The organism is Fulvimarina pelagi HTCC2506 (assembly GCF_000153705.1).
Classification (GTDB): domain Bacteria; phylum Pseudomonadota; class Alphaproteobacteria; order Rhizobiales; family Rhizobiaceae; genus Fulvimarina; species Fulvimarina pelagi.
Genome location: NZ_DS022273.1, coordinates 1 through 18,538 on the forward strand (window position 1 = coordinate 1; position 18,538 = coordinate 18,538).

Genomic DNA, 18,538 nt, shown 5'->3' on the forward strand with positions numbered 1-18,538 from the left:
GGCTGCATCGCCGGGTGACGTCGCCCGCCAGATCAGGAACGCCCCGACGGCGACGGCGCCGATGGCTGCGGCGAGTGTTGTCTTGCTGATGTTCATCTCTGCTCTGCTCAGGCCACTTCGAACCATGTCATCATGCCGGAGGCCGAGTGCTCCAGCATGTGGCAGTGAAGCAGCCATTTGCCCGGATTGTCGGCAACGAAGGCAATTTCGATGGTCTCGTCGGGCACCGTCAGCGTGGTGTCACGCATGGCGACATCGCCCGTCGGCTCGCCATTGCGCGTCAGGACCCGGAAATGATGGCCGTGCACGTGCATCGCATGGGGCCAGCCGGTCTCGTTGCGGATCGTGATGACGGCCGTCTGGCCCTTCGCGAAGCGGGCAAGCGGTTTGCCCCTGTCGTCGGCGACGCCGTTGAAGGCCCAGACATAGCCCTTGCCGACGAGAGAGCGGGTGTCCATCATCCGGCCCTTGTGCATGGCTCCGGCCATCCCACCCATCGCACCGCCCTCCATCAGGAGTTCGGCCCGAACGGCGTCGGAAAGGTCGTCCGGCAGGGACGGACCCGACCGCGGCAGGCCGATGGCTTCGGGGAAAGAGGCGCGCACCGGCTCGCCCGTAACCGCGAATTCCGCGATCTCGAACGGGCCGCCATTGGTATGGAGAACCAGCGTTTTCGGCGTTTCGTCGTCGAGGATGTCGACGAGGAGGTCGGTTCGCTGGGCAGGCGCCAGCCAGACCGGCTCATTCTCCTCGACGAGCGGCACCGGCATACCGTCGAGGGCGAGGCGCCATGTACGCGTTCCCGGCAGTCCCAGTTCCATGATCCGCGCATTGGCGGCGTTGATCAGCCGCACGCGGATACGCTCGTTGGGCCTCACCTCGATCCGCGGCTTGGAACGGCCGTTCACGGTGACGAAGTTGCCGAGACGCCCGCCATGGCTCCAGTCCATCATCTGGCCAAAGCTGTCGTCGATCGAGCCGTCCTCGGCGAGGCGCCAGTCGTCGACGAGAAGAACGAGGTCTCGGTCGGCACCCTCCCAGGGCTCGGCTTCCTCAACGATCAGCGCGCCGTGCAGGCCGCGGGCGTTCTGCTCCCAGGAGCGGTCGTGCGAATGATACCAGTAGGTGCCGGGATCGGGCGCCTCGAAGTCGTAGACGAAGCGGCCGCCGGGCGCGATCGCCTCCTGCGTGAGGCCCGGCACGCCGTCCATCGCGTTGTCAATGCGGATGCCGTGCCAGTGGACGCTGGTCGGCTGGTCGAGGCCATTCTCGACGACGGCGCTGAGCCGCTCCCCGGCCATTGTTCTTAGGACAGGCCCGGGCACGGTACCGTCGAAGCCCCAGATCGGCGTCGGCGAAGCGAGATCGGACGGCATCATTTGTTGCGTGCCTGGCTGCGCCCGGAGGGTGATGCCCTGATCGGTCTCAGCGGCTGCCAGAGCACGATGGGGAAACATGGCGAGAAGCGGCAAGGCCGCTCCGGCTTTCAGAAATTGGCGGCGATCATACACTGGGATCGGCCTCCTCAGTCGAGACTCATGGGGGGTGTGGTGATACTGGTAAGTGTCGCGGTGGCGACGAAGATGAGGACCACGAACGCGGCTTCGAAGGCGATCGAGCGCTTCAGGCGACCCGATGATCCCGGTTCTCCAGTCCTCAGCGCCGGAACGAGCGCGAGCTTGTTGAGCGCCCCGAGGCCGAGAAGGATCGCGACGAAGACTATCTTCACCAGAAGAGTGACGCCGTAGGCCGTCTGCGTCAGACCGACGATTGTTCCGACAGAAATCCACGCAAAGCCGAGGCCGGCCAGCACGAGTACGGCGACCGCGCCCATCGCGATCTGTCCGAACCGGTGCAGTATGCGATAGCCCTCCCTCTCGTCGGCGGCCTTGAAGAGCGGATAGAAGCTGCCGACCCAGAAGGCTCCGGTCAGGACGTGCAGGGTGAGGAGCGCGGCCAGAAAGGCGCGATTGTCGCCGAGGCTGTGTCCGACCTCTGTAAAGGCGACGGCGGTCAGTGTCGCGCCGACGAGGGTAGCCGTGCCGGCCACCGTGCCCCGCACGAGCACCAGAAGCACGAGGATCAGACCAAGGGCCTCGACGAAGGCGGCGGTGCCGAGCGGGCTTTCCCAGACGATCTGCACCATCATCGGATCGATCATGCCTTCCAGTCCCATGCCGGAAATCCGGGCGGCCCGGATGCCGACCCTCAGCGCAAGGTCCAGAAGCCCTGCCAGAGAGGCGGCGGCCGTGACGAGGCGCGTCCGGCGGGCGATCTCCGGGGACATTTCGGGAAAGACGGCGAGAAACAGCGCGCCGCCCATGGCGAGAAAGGCCATCGCGTAGCCGAGAGCCTTAAGGGCGATCGCTGCAAGCGCCCAGGCGTCGACCGTGGCGAGTCCCTCGAAGGCGAATGTCAGTTCGGGCGTCACTGCGAAACGTCGAACGAGAAGTCGCCCTGCATCGGATGACCGTCGGAAGACATGCCGCGCCATTCGACGGAATAGGCACCGCTTTCGAGCGGGTCGCCCGGCGTTGCGACGTAGCGCGTCGTCGCGTCGGTGCCCTTCTCGCTGGTCAGCTCGATCGGACCGGAAGCGCCTTCCAGCGAAATCCGCGTGATGCGCATCGGCTTGTCGAAGCTGAGGACCACCTCCTCGACCGTGCCGACCGTCGCGCCGTCAGCAGGCTCCGTCGTCTCCTGCTTGGAATGGGCGAGGGCACCGCCGCAAACGAGGCTTGCGAAAGCGGTAGTCAGGATCAGTCTCTTCATGTCGTATTCCTCCTTTGGATCGAGCCTGCCGGGTCCGCCGAGGCCCGGCAGGCGCAACGCTTACTTCATCTTGGTGACGGTGAGCTTTCCGCGCAGCGCTCGGCGACGAACTCGATGTTTTGCCTTCGGAAGCATTCTCGAGCATCGCCAGGTCGGCGACGAGAAGAGCATCGTCATGGCCGGCATGTCGAGATTGGTCAGTTCCTCATGCTTGATAATCAGTTTCTGACCCTTCGTGTCCACCTTCCGGAGGACGCCCTTCCTGAAGTCGGCGGCGAAGGCCGGCAGAGCGTTTCAGGGTCGGCCGCGGATACTGTCTTGGATCACAGCCACAATTCGGACGCCGGCCCGCCCTCAAGCACCACGGCACGCTATCACGTCAGGAAAGAAGCGAAGGGTTCAGGCGCGCGGAGGGCGTTCAAGAGCTGGAACAGGCATGCCGGCCCGATTGTCCTCTATCGTAGAAAAAGTCGCGGTCAGAATGATCGGCAACGAGGTCTGGGGCATTAGAATGTTTGGAAATGCACTGACGCAATGGACGCCGCAGTCGTCGCTCGTTTCGTTCACGGGAACGTCCGATCGCATCGTATGTCGATCACCATCAGACTGGCAGGCATAATGGGCCTTCTCCGCTCCATGATCATGAGTTCCCAACGAGGCGTGAGGTAGCGGATGATTAGAGTGCGCGCCTGCGAAAGCGGACGGAGCTTGAAGAATCCCACTTGCCAAGACGATGAGGACAACAGAAAGCGGTGTCAGACGTCTTAGGAGCGCAAACGATCGGATCATGAATGCGAGCTTACCAGATCGCGGCCCGCTGCCGCAATGGAGTTGAGGTCAAAGCGTTCTACGGATCGACATGGTACCTACCGCAGAACCAAATGAAGCTTTGAAAGACGACCATGGCGTGATCAAAACAAGGAGTCATCATCCGAACTGTTTGTTGGATGCAAGCGCGAGAGGCAAGTCTTTAAAGATCGCTGGAGGATCGGGTAAAGATCTTAAGGGCCTGATGCCAACCGGCGGTTTTAGAACGGCATGGACCGGTTCACGAAGTCGCACCGAAGCTTAAGGCAGACTTATCACATTCTCTCTTAGAGCAGAATGAGACGCAGACGTTTTGAGTGGGGAATGGGGTTTGCAGGCAAATTCTCGACATCTCCCCTGCCTTTTTGATGGCGATTGCGCCAAAATTTCGTATGATTGGAGAATGAGCCTTATAACTGGCCTGCTTCTCGGTGTCATTTCAATCATTGCAATGAGAATGACAGGTATAGAGCGACAGCGGGGAACTTGGGTTACAACAGTTCTCGCTATCGCCTCCTTTTACGTCGTCTTCGCGGTTGAGTATGGGAATCACAGCACTTTAATAATCCATACTATCATCGCCGCGGTTTCTGCTTTCTTTGCGGTGTTGGCAACCGCAACCAATGCATGGTGGCTGGCTGCGACGCTCATTGCGCATGGAGTATTTGATCTTGCCGCCGGACGTATTCTACCCGACCCATCACCGTCTTGGTGGGGTCCATTCTGTGTCGGCGTCGATCTCACACTTGGCGTCTGGCTCACCAGCATGGTCTACCGAGGCGATTTTGATGATCTTCCGGGGAATTGAAACAGAAGTTGAGAATAAAATTTCAAAACCAGCGAGACCGACCAGCGCCGGACGGATTACCCGTCGATCGAATAGCTTACGTTTGTAGTAGAACGCAAAAACATGTCCGCGTCGACGAGACTAGGCTAATAGAATTGTGCTTTTGACTTTCCCGCGACGTCGCCCGGCCAAGACGTCGCCGTTCGCTAAGCTTCGGGTGCCCTCTACGACGTTCATTATCTCTGCATGCAATGCGTAGCAAGGCCAACGCTCCGTCGCGTCCTCGATGGAGCGGTTGCCCATCAAATAAGACGCCACGTGTTCGATTCCGTCGACGACGTCGAGATCGTGGCCACCGAGTATCGGCTTGACGACGGCCTTTTGCGCTTGCCAGACAGTGGTGAGAATCGCGATGGGCTGTGTCTTTAACGCCTATTCCCCATTCTGAGAGTTCGCACACGACCTCGCTTTTCGCAGTAAGGTATCGGTTCAAGAATTGGCTCTCGCAGTCAAGCGCGAGATCGTGATGGTTCTCACACGCAGAGAATTTGGTGGTTATGAAGAAAATTATTGTTCTCCTTTTTGCTGGTATCGGACTGGTCTCCTCCGCCTTTCTGGAGATGGGAGGAACCGAGGCTGCGGCGCAAGACGACAACAGATCATCTGTCATCGGCGAAGTCGTTATCCGTCAAGGCGGCGTTCTTGCTGCGGCGATCGCGGCGCCCGTGGCCGAAGTCCTCGTTGTCGCCGGTGATCGGGTCTCGAAGGGCCAGGCTCTTGCGCGACTCGATATCGCCGACCGTCGCGCGGATCTCGATACCGCCGAAGCTCAGATCGCCGTGGCCGAGGCGCAGGTTGGCGCCAGACAAGCGGCTCTGGAGGCCGAGCGCTTCCGGTTGGGTCGGCAGGAAAGCTTACGCGGAAGTTCGGCTTTCAACGCCTCCCGGCTCGAGGACAGCCAGGCCGAGGCCGCGCGGCTGACCGCAGAGATCGCCGTGGCACGCGCACAGTTCGCGGAAGCGAAAGCGAGGAGCACCCGGATTCTGGTCGATGTGGAGCGCGCCCAAGTGCTCGCACCCTACGACGCCGTCGTCACCGAGCGGGAGATCGAGGCAGGAGATTTTGTCACGCCTGGACGTCAGATGTTCACCTTAATTGATACCTCCGATCTGGAGGTCGAGGCTGATGTATCAGTCGATGCGCTGCCCTTCCTTGAGGAAGGCGCAACGATTGAGGCCGAAACGCGTGACGGCGTTGCAGTGACGACGCGGGTTCGCGCCCTCATTCCGGTCGAGAACCCGCTGACCCGCACGCGCACGGTCCGCTTCACGATCGAAAGCGATGCCGCTCTTGCTGTCGGGCAATCCGTCGAACTTCAACTCCCCGGAGCGGACGGGGACTGAAAGAGAGGCGTTTCCCTTCGATCGTGAACCTTGGCTTCAAAACGAATACCTGTAGACGGCCGCCACGTCGCATTGTGACATCGCAGGGAATGGATTTCCGCGCTGCACGCTGCTATAGCGGCCTCATGCTGCATGCGCTCCGCCATTTCAGACGTTCATACACGGGATTTATCCTTGTGTTCGTTCTGCTGGTCGGCGTACTCGTGGCACCCGTTTATACAGCGTCGATGGCTCTCTGCGCTGCAGGACATGCCGAGCATACCGTGCCGTCCTCCAAAACCGGTCTCAACAATGCAGACCATGCCGACATGAACGTGCCGGATTTGGCTACAGATGAGTTCGCGCCGGAGGCCGTTTCTTGCTGCCCGAACCAAGTTGTTCCGGAAAGCGCGCGGCACGCGTCGATGCTGTCTTGCAAGGCCGGCATTCCCCTCGACATGACGCACGAGTCTCGTGCAGCGCTCGCCGATCCTGGCGTCGATCTTCAGCCGCCGCGCGTTTGACACCCGCCCGAGCCGGCGGGAGAAGCGGCTCATTTCTCGAAACTGAAAGACTTTTTCTGGAGGCGCGACCATGCGCGGTCGTTATGTTGCGCTGTCTATTCTCGCCCTAAGCGCTGGCTTCGGCGGCGGAATTGCCGTCGAACGTTTATACTTTGCGGTCCCATCCGAGGGCGGCGAAAGCGGGCCGAAGGTGCTCTATTGGGTCGCCCCGATGGACGCGAATTTCCGAAGGGACAGTCCAGGCAAGTCGCCGATGGGAATGGATCTCGTGCCCGTCTACGAGGGCGAAGAACCTTCGGGCGACCCGCAGGAGGTGGAGCTGTCACCGCAGGAGGTAAATGCCATCGGCGTGCGCACCGCCGTCGCGCGGGTCGAGGCGGTGGCGCCGTTTATCGAGACGGTCGGCTTCGTCACCTACGATGAGGACGCAACCAGCCATGTTCATACCCGCATCTCGGGCTGGGTCGAGGATCTGAGGATTCGGTCGCTTGGCGATCCGGTGCGCGAAGGCGAACCGCTGTTCGAGATATATGGCCCTCGCCAGGAACGCGCTGGCACGGATCGCATCGGCGCACCGACGGAATACCTGCGCGTAACCGCGCCGCAATCGGGCGTGGTGACGGCACTGAACGCTACGGATGGCATGTATCTGGAGCCCGGCGTCCGCGCGATGTCGATTACCGATCTCTCCTCCGTCTGGGTCATCGCGGACGTTTTCGAGAAGGATATCGGACGTCTCACCGAGGGGATGCGTGCGGAAGCACGCTTCGAGCCATTACCGGGCAAAGTTTTCGAAGGCACCGTCGATTACATCTATCCCGAGCTTGATCAGAAGACGCGCACGCTGTCCGTGCGGCTACGCTTCGACAACCCCGATCAGAGCCTGAGACCCAACATGTATGGCCGCATCCGTCTCACCGGCGCGCTGGTCAGCGAAGCCGTAACCGTACCGAGCGAGGCGGTGATCCGCACAGGGCGGGCAGAACGGGTGATCCTCCGGACCGGCGAAGGTGCCTTCCGCCCCCGGCTCGTGACCACTGGATTGCGCGATGGCTTTGGAGCGGGCGGGCGCACGGAGATCAAGCAAGGTCTTCGCGCGGGTGAAGAAGTGGTCGCCTCCGCACAGTTCTTGATCGATAGCGAAAGCGCCTTGTCGGCGGGCACCACGCGGATGGCACCCACCGCAGACGCGCCCGCCACCGGCAAGGGGATGCTGGTCTCGGAGCATCCGCAGCGCAACACCGTTACCATCGAGCACGCGGCGATCCCGTCGCTCGACTGGCCCGCGCTGACCACGACCTTCGCCCTGAAGGACGGCGTGCGGCTAGACCGGGTAGAGCCGGGAGAGGCGGTGCGCTTCTCACTTGCGCGTGGATCCGACGGCCTGCTCTCGCTTGTGCAGATCGGGCGCGACGACGGGGTGGACGCCACGGGTCTCGCCACCGTCCATGCGGTGACGCCGGACGGAAAGCTCAGCGTAAGCCACGATCCAATCCCGGCGTTGAGCTGGCCGGCCATGACCATGGATATGCCCGCTCAGGGCGTCGATCTTGACGCGGTGCCTCTGGAGACGCGCGTGGAGATCGACCTGTCGGAAGGAGAAGGGGGCGTCTACAGCATCATCGCCGTGCGTCCGGTGGCGGACGAGGCGAGACCTCCCGCAACGCAAGATACGCCTGCTGCGGGTGTGAACGCCGATCTGATGACTGTTTCGGGAACCATCAACTCCGTCGATACGGCCAAGGGATTGGCGAATATCACCCACGGCCCGATGACCGAGATCGGAATGCCCGGCATGACGATGGATTTCGGCCTGGGCGCGAAACTCGATCCGTCCGCCTTGCCGGTCGGCGCGGAAACGACGCTGTATTTCGCCATGGACCCGGAAACCTTCGAGATGACCCTCGAAGGTTTCGAAACGGCCGAGAACGTCGAGCCACCGATGGAGGTTTCCGGCAAGGTGAACGCTGTCGATCCCAAAACCCGTAAGGCCAATATCACCCACGGCCCAATGGCCGACATCGGGATGCCCGGCATGACCATGGATTTCGTGATGGCCGAAAGCCTTGCGCCGGATGACCTGCCGCTCGGCGAAGAGACGACGCTACTCATATCCATGGATCCGGCCACCTTCGAGATGACGCTGGAAGGAGTCGCGCGTTGATCCCGGCTCTCATCCGCGCCTCCATTGCGAACCGGGTGGTCGTGGTTGCGCTCGCGATTATGCTGGCGCTTGGCGGCACCTGGGCGGTTATGCGCACGCCGGTCGATGCGATCCCAGACCTGTCGGACGTGCAGGTGATCATCAAGACCCCCTTTCCCGGGCAGGCCCCGCAGTTGGTCGAGGATCAGGTGACCTATCCCATCGCATCGGCCATGCTGGCCGTACCGGGGGCAACCGATGTGCGCGGGTTCTCCTTCTTCGGAGACAGCTACGTCTACATCGTCTTCGAGGACGGCACCGATCTCTATTGGGCGCGTACGCGGGTGCTCGAATATCTCGCGCAGGTGCAATCTGGCCTGCCGGAAGGCGCGACGCCGCAGCTTGGTCCCGATGCGACGGGCGTTGGCTGGATCTATCAGTACGTTCTGATCGACCGAAGTGGGAACCACGACATCGCCCAGCTTCGCGCCCTCCAAGATTGGTGGCTGAAATTCGAGCTGCAAGCCGTGAACGGCGTTGCGGAGGTCGCCACCATCGGCGGCATGGTGCGGCAGTATCAGGTCGTGGTCGATCCCCACAAGCTGCGGGCCTACGACCTGACCCTGCCGGAGCTTCGCCGCGCCATCGAGAACGCCAACCGCGAGACCGGCGGCAGCGTGCTCGAGATGGGCGAGGCCGAATTCATGGTCCGAGCGACGGGCTACATCGAAAACCTCGATGATCTGGCCAGTGCGCCGGTGCGGGTGAACGAACGCGGCGCGGCGTTGACGCTCGGCGATGTCGCCGAGGTCCGCATGGGGCCGGAGTTGCGGCGCGGCGTGGGCGAGTTCAATGGCGAGGGCGATGCAGTTGGAGGGGTGGTTATCATGCGTTGGGGCGGCAACGCTCTCGCCACCATAGAGGCGGTGGAAGCGCGTCTGGTAGACCTGCGCGGCTCGCTTCCCGAAGGCGTCGAACTCGTAACCACCTACGATCGTTCGGGGCTGATCGAGAGGGCGATCGTCAATCTTCAGGACAAGCTGACCGAGGAATTCATCGTCGTCGTGCTGGTCTGCGCGGCATTCTTGCTGCACCTTCGCTCTTCGCTCGTGATCCTGCTGACGCTCCCTTTGGGCATCCTCTCCGCCTTCGTCGTGATGCGATTCCAAGGCGTGAACGCCAACATCATGAGTCTGGGTGGGATCGCCATCGCCATCGGGGCCATGGTGGACGCAGCCATCGTGATGATCGAGGCGCTGCATCGGCGCATCGAGCGCGAGCCGCTCACCCCCGAAAACCGCTGGCGCATTGTGAGCGAGAGCGCATCCGAAGTGGGCTCGGCGCTCTTTTTCTCGCTCGCCATCATCACCGTGAGCTTCTTGCCGGTCTTCGTGCTGGAGGGGCAAGAGGGCCGGCTTTTCAAGCCGCTTGCCTTCACCAAGACCTATGCGATGGCGGCAGCGGCGATCCTGTCGGTGACGCTGGTGCCGGTGCTGATGGGCTACTTCGTGCGAGGGAGGATCGTTCCTGAACGGAAAAATCCCCTGAACCGTGTCTGCATAGCGCTTTACCGCCCGTTTCTCGACGCGGCAGTGGCATGGCCGGTGGCGACCATCGCTTGCGCGGTGCTGATCGTCGCCTCGATGGCGTATCCCATGCAGCGGATCGGGACGGAGTTCATGCCCGAACTTAACGAGGGTGATTTCCTCTACATGCCATCCCTCTATCCAGGCGTTTCCATTGGCAAGGCTCGAGAGGTGCTGCAGCAGACCGACAGGCTGATCGCCACGGTGCCGGAGGTCGAGACTGTCCACGGCAAGCTCGGCCGCGCGGTCACCGCCACGGACCCCGCCCCACTAACGATGATCGAGACGACCATTCAACTCAAACCGGAGGATGAATGGCGCCCTGGGATGACGATGGCGGGTATCCGCGACGCGCTGGACAGCGCCGTGCAGGTCCCCGGCGTCACCAATGTCTGGATTCAGCCGATCAAGAACCGCATCGACATGCTCGCCACCGGCATCAAGACGCCCGTTGGCGTGAAGGTGACCGGTGCCGACCTGAACGTCATCGAACAGATCGCAGTCGAGGTCGAGCGTGCCGTCGGAAGCATCGAGGGTACGGCCTCCGTCTATGCAGAGCGACCCGTCGGTGGGCGCTTCATCGAGATGGATATCGACCGCGAGGCGGCAGCCCGATACATGCTTTCCATCGCAGACGTGCAGCAGGTCGTGCAGATGGCGGTCGGCGGCGTGAAAATCTCCGAGACGGTCGAGGGGCTAGAGCGTTTCCCCATTAACCTGCGCTATCCTCGCGACTGGCGCGACAGCCCCGAGCGCCTGCGCGAACTCCCGCTGGTGACACCCTCGGGCGCTCATATCCCCCTCGAACAGGTGGCCGAGATCCGCCTAGTCGACGGTCCCGGCATGATCCGCTCCGAGAACGCGCGCCGCACCGGCTTCGTCTTTATCGACATCGCGGACCGCGATCTCGGCGGTTATGTCGAGGAGGCGCAGCGGGCGGTGGCCGAGCAGGTTACGCTGCCGCCGGGCTATTCCCTCGCATGGTCGGGCCAGTACGAATACATCGAGCGGGTGCGGGCGAAGCTGACGCTGGTGGCTCCGGCTACCATAGGCCTCATTATTCTGATGCTGTTCATGGAGTTCCGCCGCTTTCAGGAGGTTGCCATCATTCTGACCGCCTTGCCTGTTGCCCTTTCGGGCGGGGTGTGGCTGGTGTGGTATCTCGGCTTCGACATGTCGGTCGCCGTACTCGTCGGCTTCATTGCGCTGGCCGGGGTTGCGGTGGAGACGGCCATCGTCATGTTGCTCTACCTCAACCTCGCCTGGAACCGGCGGATTGAGGACGTGCAGGACCGTGCGCTGACGCCACGCGACGTGGAGGAGGTCGTCTTCGAGGGAGCGCTACTAAGACTACGCCCCAAAGTGATGACCGTCGCCACCATCTTCGCTGGGCTCATCCCAATTATGTACGGCACTGGCACCGGCTCCGAGATCATGCAGCGGATCGCCGCTCCGATGATTGGCGGCATGGCCACCGCCACGCTGCTCACACTATTCGTCATACCTGCCGTCTTCACGATCTGGAAGCGGCTGGAGATCGGCTCACGCAACCGGGAACGCCTGCGTGGCACCGGAGGCGCAGAGCCGACCATCGCCGCCCCCGCGGAATAATTAAACCTCAGGAGAAACCAATGCGCATCATCACGCTCGCCCTTTCGGCAACCCTACTCGCCGCCCCCGCCTTCGCGGACAATCACATGCAGCGCGAGGGCATGAACCATGGAGAGATGGACATGGAGGGCATGAGCCAGGGCTCCGAGACCCATAGCGGCATGGATCACGGTACCATGAAGCACTCGGACATGGAGGGCATCCACACCACCGCCACGATCAACAGCATCGACGGCAATACTGTCAATGTGAGCCACCCTGCTATTCCCGCGTTGCGATGGCCGGCCATGACCATGGACATGACGCTGCTCGACGGCGCTGAGATGGGAGAGATCGGGGAAGGCGACGAGGCGATGCTCATGCTGGAGCAGGGAGCGGACGGCATGGTTGGCATCCGCGCCATAATGCCCGCTGAATAAGGCCGTGGGGATGCTATGCGTCCCCTCTGGCTCCCACGCTGGCGCTTACTGCCTCCCGGCGACTAAAGACCGGGGTCCAGTCCGGCGCGACGCCTGGTGTTCCGAAGCGGCCTCTGGATGCCGCGTCGTCGATCGCCTTCGCCGCCCGGACTCTGGAGATAATCTAGGGCCTCAGCATTGGGTTCGCGGAGGGGCGCGAGCTGCCACCCTCCAAGGGTCGATCGCCGCCTTGGCTTCTCGCGCTGCGACCAATCAGTCGAAAAGATCCGGTCGATCTTTAAATTAAGGTGGGGGAGGGAGTTTCGAAACATAGATTTCGGTCAGGTGAGTAAAATGGAAAGTCTCTGGCATACCGCTTGTTGTCTACCAGTTTTCAAGAAGCCCGGCTCCCTTGATGGATCACGCCGTTGAATCGCTTCTTGATCGTAATTGTCGGACTGACGATCGCCACCATCATCGCATCCACCGTTCTTTGGTGGTGGCCATCTGCAAAATCAGCGGGCGAGTTGCGGCCGGGCGACGACGCCGTCGTCGCGCAAGGTTCTCGAATATACGCTCAATATTGCGCCTCCTGCCATGGTGCGGACCTTCAAGGCGAGGCGAATTGGAAGCAGCCGGGTCCCGATGGACGTATGCCGGCACCGCCGCACGACGAAACCGGTCATACTTGGCATCATGATGGCCGAACATTGTTCCGCCTAGTGAAGTTCGGGCCCACCGCCCTGCTCGATCCTGGTTCGTCTTATGAAACGAATATGCCTGCCTATGACGGTGTTCTGGAGGACGAAGAAATTCTTGCCGTCCTCTCCTACATTAAGAGTACCTGGCCGGATGATGTCAGACAGCGTCACGACGAAATGGAGGCAATGCAATGATCAGCCAAAGGGCTAACAATGCGGGCTTCAAGACGACCCGCCGTGCAGTGTTGCTTGGCAGCACCTTTGCTCTCGCCGCGCCTGGCTTGCTGCGCGCTCAGGGTATGATGGAGCATGGAGGCATGATGGAGAGCGGCAGAAATTCAACAGCCGCGACTCCCGCCGGTGGCGCCCCGTTCAGATCCTTACCCACACTCAATGCCACTGATGGCAAACTCGATCTGCGCGCAATGGCTGGACAGACGCGTTTTGAAGGCGGTGCTCCGACAAAGACAAAGGGGTTCGGTCAAGCCTACTTAGGACCGACGATACGTCTTAGGCGGGGGGAAACGGTCGAAGCACAAGTCGCGAACGCAACCGAACGCTCGATCTCTGTGCATTGGCACGGACTACACGTGACATCCGATGCTGATGGCGGAGCTCCGCAATCCGCCATCGCTGCAGGTGACAGTTGGCGAGCCATGCTGCCTATCGAACAGCCTGCGGCGACGCTCTGGTATCACACTCATGTTCATGGCCACACGGCGCCCGACGTTTGGGCCGGCCTCGCTGGTGCGATAATCCTAGAGGATGAGGTGTCGGATGCATTAGGTTTGCCGTCCACAGACGGTATCGATGATTTCACGATAATCATGCAAGACAAGAGCTTTGATGCCGAGGGGCGTGCAAACTACGATCCAGGCATGATGGGTATCATGCACGGAGTGGTAGGCCAGATCGTGCTTGTAAACGGCCAGTTTGCGCCACGTGCTTCAGTTCCTGCCGGACCTGTTCGTTTGCGGTTGATCAACGCTGCTACCTCCGCCGAACATCATGTAACCTTCGCTCATCCAACCGTTGTGGTCGGAGTCGATCAGGGGCTTCTGTCCGAACCGATTGCTGTGGAAAGCGTGACTGTCTCGCCCGGTGCACGGGTCGAGGTGATCGTAGATCTGAGTGATGGCGATATATGTATGCCGTCGGTCACGGCAGCGACAGTGGGCAGCTCAGAGGGCGGTGATGCTAGCATGATGGGTGGTGGCATGATGGCGGAGAGAAGCACGCCCCACCCCCTTCTAACGCTCGCTCCAGATGCGTCGCTACCTGTCCGCGGCCGGATCCCCGATCGCTTGGTGGACCCGCTTCCTGATCCGCCGACGCCAGTCACCAATCGTCGCTTCGTCCTGCAAGAGAACATGGGTCCAATGCAGCATCTGCGCAGCGCAATTGGTTCCGGGCCGGTGATGGCGATCAACGGCGAACCTTACAATCCGGACCGAATGGATTTCACGGTTAAGCGTGGGACGTTTGAGCGGTGGACAATTTCCGCGGAGGGCATGGCTCATCCTTTCCATGCTCATGGGGTAAAATTTTGGGTGCCCGAGCCGAATGGACCGGAGGAAACGGGCTGGAAGGATGTGGTGACGGTGTCCGGCACGCGGGACCTCTGGGTTTCTGTCGAAGCAGAATCGCGAGATGACATACCTTTCATGTACCATTGTCATATCCTGGAGCACGAAGATGCTGGCATGATGGGTCAGTTCGTCACCAATTGAGCGCAGCTTTACACCTCACTTTCCGTTCAACTCAAAGATTTTTTCGGCCGGTTGCGTCGTTTAAGCTTACGGTGTTAACGAAAGTATATCCGATCTTCGTCAGTCGTCATTGCGGGAACTAAGCAGACTTTGATTTCGTAGTCGCTACAGAATGAGTTTGAAATTGCAGCATTCCTCCGCATCGCCATTTTCCCTCTGGGCCGTTCCGGAAATTACCGTTGCGTTTCTGTCGTTTGCGCTGCATTTCGTTTGGGAATTTATTCAAGTTCCGACCTATGCGGAAATGGCTGTGATGCCTCACTGGGAAGGAGTAAAGATCTGTACCAGTGCAACGTTCGGTGATGTAGGGTTTGCACTAACTGCATTCTGGACGACGGCCGCAGCATCGCGCTCGCGATACTGGATACTGGCGCCGAGAATTTGGCAGGTCGCAATGTTTCTCGCAATCGGAATTGGTCTCACGATTGGGTTCGAATACTACTACACAGAAGTTTCCGAACGTTGGAATTACTCAAATCTGATGCCACTGGTTCCACCTTTTGGAACTGGTCTAAGCCCTTTATTGCAGTGGATTGTCATTCCACTTATCGTTCTATCTTTATCCCGTCGCGTTGTAGCACTGGACGGACAGTGACTGTCGTCTTTCTTCTTCGATGAGTTCGCGCAGTGCCATTTTGCCGACGCTAACTATCTTGTTGCCAAATCTTGCTGCAGATCGAGTAGAGTAGGGTCGCAGACCAAGTGAGGACCATGAATCCGCCGAGGGAGAAGAACATCGCAACGAGGCGAATTGGACCGAGAGCTTTTATATCGGAAAAGCCGAGGGTCACGAAGCTCATTCCAGAGAAATAGATAAGCCCTTCCCATGTACCGGAAAAGGTGCCCCCGAGATCTCCAAAACCGTTGATTTCCAGCAGTGCGGCCAGCACGAGGGCGAATGAAAGTATTTCGAACGAATGAAGTATCAAGAGGCATGTGAACGTAATCATGATCGGTGCATGCCCTGAGGCCCTGAAATTAGGTGCCACTCGGACGATCGTTAAGACCCCGACATGATGAATCATGCCGAGAATGAGCACGAGAGAAAGTCCCGTCGCAAAAGCCACCAAAGTCATGTCAGTCCCCTGTTGTTCAGCGTTCCAGTCTCGCGAAAGATCCTACGAAAGCAATTCATGATGGCGAGAACCTCTTCTGTAGCAAATTGATAGTGGATCGTCCGCCGATCGCACCTCGTACTCACGATCCAGCAAGAAGCAGCTTGGTTTAGATGTTGCTATAGAGGGAACAGATGTAAGCGTTGCCGTCACCCCACCTTGCTGATTGCGGCGTAGCCAGCGAGTTTCCGAGCCTTTCATGCGAGGTAGAGGCTTGGAGCTATGTCGATGTCATGTGCTGATGCTGGCACTAAGCCAGTTCGGCGGTTCGAGGTCTTCACGGGCGCAGGACGGCGGCGCGACTGGAGCGACGAAGAGAAGGCGGCGATCGTCGCCGAGAGCTATTCCGGCTTGGAAAGCGTTTGTGCCGTTGCCCGGCGTCACGGACTGAGCCATTCGCAACTCTTCACCTGGCGGCGCAAGTTGCGAGAGACGGCTCTTGTGAAGTCCGATGCGACCGCGACCGAACCGGCATTCGTGCCGGCAATCGTCGAGCCTTCCATCATCGAGAAGAAGCCTCGCGCGAAGCGGAAACGGTCACGCTCGTCCGGCAAGGCGATCCCGGCGGTCGAACTGGAGATCGACGGCGTCGCGGTGAAGATCGCCAAGGGTGCCGACGCAAAAACGATCGCGGCAGTGATCGACGCATTGAAGGGAAGCGCGTGATCGGGCCAAGCGGCGCCGTTCGCGTTATGGTCGCGACGAAGCCCGTCGACTTCCGCAAAGGCGCCGAGGGTCTCGCCGCCCTTGTGCGCGAGACGATGGCGGCCGATCCCTTTGGCGGTACGATCTACGTCTTCCGAGCCAAACGCGCCGACCGGATCAAGCTGATCTTCTGGGACGGCACCGGTCTGGTTCTCGTTGCAAAGCGGCTCGAGGACGGCGCGTTCAAATGGCCTGCGATCACGGACGGCGTCATTCGGCTGACAGCCGCACAGCTCTCCGCGCTTCTCGAAGGTCTGGACTGGCGCCGCGTTCACGAGGCCCGAACGACACGGGTGCCCGAAGCTGTGAGCTGATCGGCATCGACGCCGATAAATCTCTCGCCGAAGGCGCGAGATTATGATTCTCTTCGGTTCATGGCCACTGCTCTCGAAGCACTTCCCGACGATCCCGGCACGCTGAAGGCGATGCTGATCGCCGAGCGCGTGCGGTCCGAGCGTCTTGAGCAGATCATCAAGGAATTGCAGCGCCATCGCTTCGGCCGCCGGGCCGAGACGCTGCCCGAGGACCAGCTTCTTCTCGGTCTCGAAGACGTCGAGCAAGGCGTTGCCGTCGAAGAGGCCGAGGCTGAAAGCGCCGATCCAGAACGAAAGACCGAACGGGCGGCGAAGCGCCGGGCGAACCGCGGTTCTCTGCCGGCCCATCTGCCGCGGATCGAGACCGTCGTCGACATCGAGGACAAGTCCTGTCCGTGCTGCCGGCATTGGCTCCACGTCATCGGCGAGGATGTCGCCGAGCGGCTCGACATCGTGCCCGCCCAGTTCCGTGTTCTTGTGACAAGGCGGCCGCGCTACGGCTGCCGGGCCTGCGAGGGCGTCGTCGTTCAGGCACCTGCACCGAACAGATTGATCGAGGGCGGCATTCCGACCGAGGCGACGGTAGCGCAGGTCCTGGTCTCCAAATACGCCGATCACCTGCCGCTCTATCGTCAGGCGCAGATCTATGCCCGCCAGGGCGTGCGGCTCGACCGATCGACGCTCGCGGATTGGGTTGGACGGGCGGCCTTCCTGCTCAGGCCTATCCACGAGCGGCTTCTCGGCCACTTGAAGGCGTCCACCAAGCTCTTCGCCGACGAAACGACTGCGCCAGTCCTCGATCCCGGGCGCGGTCGGACCAAGACCGGCCAGTTCTTCGCCTATGCCCGCGACGATCGTCCCTTCGGCGGCGATGATCCGCCGGCGGTCGCCTACATCTACGCGCCGGACCGAAAGGCGGTGCGCCCCACCGAGCATTTACAGGACTTCAACGGCATCCTGCAGGTCGATGGCTATAGCGGCTACAAGGCGCTCGCCGAGAAGGGACAGGTGCGTCTAGCCTTCTGTTGGGCGCATGTCCGTCGGCGGTTCTATGAACTCGCCGCCAATGGACCTGCGTCGATCGCGACGGAGGCGTTGAAGCGCATCGCCGCGCTCTACCAGATCGAGACCACCATCCGCGGCCGGTCTCCTGACGAGCGTCGGAAAGTTCGGCAGGAGAAAAGCCTGCCACTCCTCGACGCGCTGGAAGCCTTCCTGCGCGAGAAGCTCGCCCTGATCAGCCAGAAGACGAAGCTCGCCGAGGCGATCCGATATGCGCTGTCACGATGGGAGGGACTTTGCCGGTTCGCCGGTGACGGCACGATCGAGATCGACAACAACACCGTCGAGCGCTCGATCCGCCCATTGGCGCTGACGCGCAAGAATGCGCTCTTCGCCGGTTCCGACGGCGGTGCCCGGCACTGGGCCGTCGTCGCCTCGCTCATCGAGACCTGCAAGCTAAACGACGTCGATCCGTACGCCTATCTCAGCGCCGTCATCACCTGCATCGTCGACGGCCATCCCAACAGCGCGATCGACGACCTCATGCCGTGGACATTCAAGCCGAAAGTCGATCTCACCGCGGTGGCCTGAGGATGACGCTTACGAACAGATTGACCTCCCTCGGCTCTGAACGGCGAGGCGATTTGTTTTCCTCGTGATGGCAGGATTTAGCAGCCGCAGGCGCCGCATGGATCGCTAGTTCATACACTCTCTGGCTCGACTGCGCAGGCGAGCCTTTCCCGCGCAACACCACCGGAATGGCATATGTCGGCTAGCCCCTCGATCCAAGACTTAAGACCTGAATAGAGTGACGATTCCCAACCTAAGAACTAAAGGTATGTCGCCATGATGCGCGGGAGCGCTTCGATGTTCGGACGTATACCCTTCAAGTGTCGGTACGCGCCGTGATCCGGATCATCGG

Annotated in this window: 16 protein-coding genes and 1 pseudogene; 12 read left to right on the plus strand and 5 right to left on the minus strand. The window is 60.8% G+C overall.

Going from position 1 to position 18,538, the window contains the following annotated elements; translation table 11 throughout:
- Positions 1-107: 107 nt before the first annotated feature.
- From FP2506_RS17250 to FP2506_RS17265, 4 genes and pseudogenes are all read right to left on the minus strand, one after another.
- Complete coding sequence (locus FP2506_RS17250) at positions 108-1,511, minus strand: multicopper oxidase family protein (protein ID WP_007068891.1); 1,404 nt, start codon at positions 1,509-1,511, stop codon at positions 108-110.
- Between the two features lie 14 nt (positions 1,512-1,525).
- Positions 1,526-2,431, minus strand: a complete 906-nt coding sequence (locus FP2506_RS17255; protein WP_007068892.1) for a copper resistance D family protein — start codon at positions 2,429-2,431, stop codon at positions 1,526-1,528.
- Complete coding sequence (locus tag FP2506_RS17260) at positions 2,428-2,772, minus strand: copper resistance CopC family protein (protein WP_040490333.1); 345 nt, start codon at positions 2,770-2,772, stop codon at positions 2,428-2,430. Before FP2506_RS17260 ends, FP2506_RS17255 begins: the two co-directional genes overlap by 4 nt.
- Before the next feature lie 60 nt (positions 2,773-2,832).
- A pseudogene (locus FP2506_RS17265) lies at positions 2,833-3,060 on the minus strand (copper-binding protein).
- 922 nt (positions 3,061-3,982) lie between these two features.
- Here FP2506_RS17265 and FP2506_RS17270 point away from each other — a divergent pair.
- From FP2506_RS17270 to FP2506_RS18580, 9 genes are all read left to right on the plus strand, one after another.
- Positions 3,983-4,387 carry a hypothetical protein gene (locus FP2506_RS17270; protein WP_007068895.1) on the plus strand — a complete coding sequence of 135 codons (405 nt, stop codon included), beginning with the start codon at positions 3,983-3,985 and terminating at the stop codon, positions 4,385-4,387.
- Between the two features lie 536 nt (positions 4,388-4,923).
- Positions 4,924-5,769, plus strand: coding sequence for an efflux RND transporter periplasmic adaptor subunit (locus FP2506_RS17275; protein ID WP_007068897.1), 846 nt, complete (start codon positions 4,924-4,926; stop codon positions 5,767-5,769).
- An 89-nt stretch (positions 5,770-5,858) separates the two neighbouring features.
- On the plus strand, positions 5,859-6,272 hold the full coding sequence (locus tag FP2506_RS17280) for a hypothetical protein (RefSeq protein ID WP_007068898.1): 414 nt from the start codon (positions 5,859-5,861) through the stop codon (positions 6,270-6,272).
- Between the two features lie 70 nt (positions 6,273-6,342).
- Positions 6,343-8,436, plus strand: coding sequence for an efflux RND transporter periplasmic adaptor subunit (locus tag FP2506_RS17285; protein ID WP_007068899.1), 2,094 nt, complete (start codon positions 6,343-6,345; stop codon positions 8,434-8,436).
- The gene (locus FP2506_RS17290; RefSeq protein WP_007068900.1) at positions 8,433-11,612 is read left to right on the plus strand and encodes an efflux RND transporter permease subunit; all 3,180 of its coding nucleotides are present in this window, start codon (positions 8,433-8,435) and stop codon (positions 11,610-11,612) included. The genes FP2506_RS17285 and FP2506_RS17290 overlap by 4 nt, the downstream gene beginning before the upstream one ends.
- Before the next feature lie 20 nt (positions 11,613-11,632).
- Positions 11,633-12,031 carry a copper-binding protein gene (locus tag FP2506_RS17295; RefSeq protein WP_007068901.1) on the plus strand — a complete coding sequence of 133 codons (399 nt, stop codon included), beginning with the start codon at positions 11,633-11,635 and terminating at the stop codon, positions 12,029-12,031.
- 407 nt (positions 12,032-12,438) lie between these two features.
- Positions 12,439-12,906, plus strand: coding sequence for a c-type cytochrome (locus FP2506_RS17300; RefSeq protein WP_007068902.1), 468 nt, complete (start codon positions 12,439-12,441; stop codon positions 12,904-12,906).
- The gene (locus FP2506_RS17305) at positions 12,903-14,441 is read left to right on the plus strand and encodes a multicopper oxidase family protein (RefSeq protein WP_007068903.1); all 1,539 of its coding nucleotides are present in this window, start codon (positions 12,903-12,905) and stop codon (positions 14,439-14,441) included. The genes FP2506_RS17300 and FP2506_RS17305 overlap by 4 nt, the downstream gene beginning before the upstream one ends.
- Before the next feature lie 163 nt (positions 14,442-14,604).
- Positions 14,605-15,075: a hypothetical protein gene (locus tag FP2506_RS18580; protein WP_007068904.1), complete on the plus strand. Its 471-nt coding sequence runs from the start codon at positions 14,605-14,607 to the stop codon at positions 15,073-15,075.
- A 49-nt stretch (positions 15,076-15,124) separates the two neighbouring features.
- On the opposite strand, the gene FP2506_RS17310 is transcribed toward FP2506_RS18580, so the two are convergent.
- The gene (locus tag FP2506_RS17310) at positions 15,125-15,556 is read right to left on the minus strand and encodes an ion channel (RefSeq protein ID WP_007068905.1); all 432 of its coding nucleotides are present in this window, start codon (positions 15,554-15,556) and stop codon (positions 15,125-15,127) included.
- Positions 15,557-15,823: 267 nt separating this feature from the next.
- On the opposite strand from FP2506_RS17310, the gene tnpA reads away from it, so the two are divergent.
- Genes tnpA through FP2506_RS17325 form a run of 3 tightly spaced genes read left to right on the plus strand, consistent with a single transcriptional unit; the run spans position 15,824 to position 18,207 of the window.
- Complete coding sequence (tnpA, locus tag FP2506_RS17315; protein ID WP_202814207.1) at positions 15,824-16,261, plus strand: IS66-like element accessory protein TnpA; 438 nt, start codon at positions 15,824-15,826, stop codon at positions 16,259-16,261.
- Positions 16,258-16,614 carry an IS66 family insertion sequence element accessory protein TnpB gene (gene tnpB, locus FP2506_RS17320; RefSeq protein ID WP_040490314.1) on the plus strand — a complete coding sequence of 119 codons (357 nt, stop codon included), beginning with the start codon at positions 16,258-16,260 and terminating at the stop codon, positions 16,612-16,614. Before tnpA ends, tnpB begins: the two co-directional genes overlap by 4 nt.
- Positions 16,615-16,674: 60 nt before the next feature.
- A complete protein-coding gene (locus FP2506_RS17325; RefSeq protein ID WP_007068908.1) occupies positions 16,675-18,207 on the plus strand; it encodes an IS66-like element ISFpe1 family transposase in 1,533 nt (510 codons plus the stop codon).
- The last annotated feature ends 331 nt before the right edge of the window (positions 18,208-18,538 follow it).

What these genes read in the sequence shown, in the direction of transcription:
- FP2506_RS17260 (WP_040490333.1), bottom strand. Translation starts at nt 2,772, where the DNA reads ATGAAGAGACTGATCCTGACTACCGCTTTCGCAAGCCTCGTTTGCGGC.
- FP2506_RS17270 (WP_007068895.1), top strand. Translation starts at nt 3,983, where the DNA reads ATGAGCCTTATAACTGGCCTGCTTCTCGGTGTCATTTCAATCATTGCA.
- FP2506_RS17275 (WP_007068897.1), top strand. Translation starts at nt 4,924, where the DNA reads ATGAAGAAAATTATTGTTCTCCTTTTTGCTGGTATCGGACTGGTCTCC.
- FP2506_RS17280 (WP_007068898.1), top strand. Translation starts at nt 5,859, where the DNA reads ATGGATTTCCGCGCTGCACGCTGCTATAGCGGCCTCATGCTGCATGCG.
- FP2506_RS17285 (WP_007068899.1), top strand. Translation starts at nt 6,343, where the DNA reads ATGCGCGGTCGTTATGTTGCGCTGTCTATTCTCGCCCTAAGCGCTGGC.
- FP2506_RS17295 (WP_007068901.1), top strand. Translation starts at nt 11,633, where the DNA reads ATGCGCATCATCACGCTCGCCCTTTCGGCAACCCTACTCGCCGCCCCC.
- FP2506_RS17305 (WP_007068903.1), top strand. Translation starts at nt 12,903, where the DNA reads ATGATCAGCCAAAGGGCTAACAATGCGGGCTTCAAGACGACCCGCCGT.
- FP2506_RS17310 (WP_007068905.1), bottom strand. Translation starts at nt 15,556, where the DNA reads ATGACTTTGGTGGCTTTTGCGACGGGACTTTCTCTCGTGCTCATTCTC.
- tnpA (WP_202814207.1), top strand. Translation starts at nt 15,824, where the DNA reads ATGTCATGTGCTGATGCTGGCACTAAGCCAGTTCGGCGGTTCGAGGTC.
- FP2506_RS17325 (WP_007068908.1), top strand. Translation starts at nt 16,675, where the DNA reads ATGGCCACTGCTCTCGAAGCACTTCCCGACGATCCCGGCACGCTGAAG.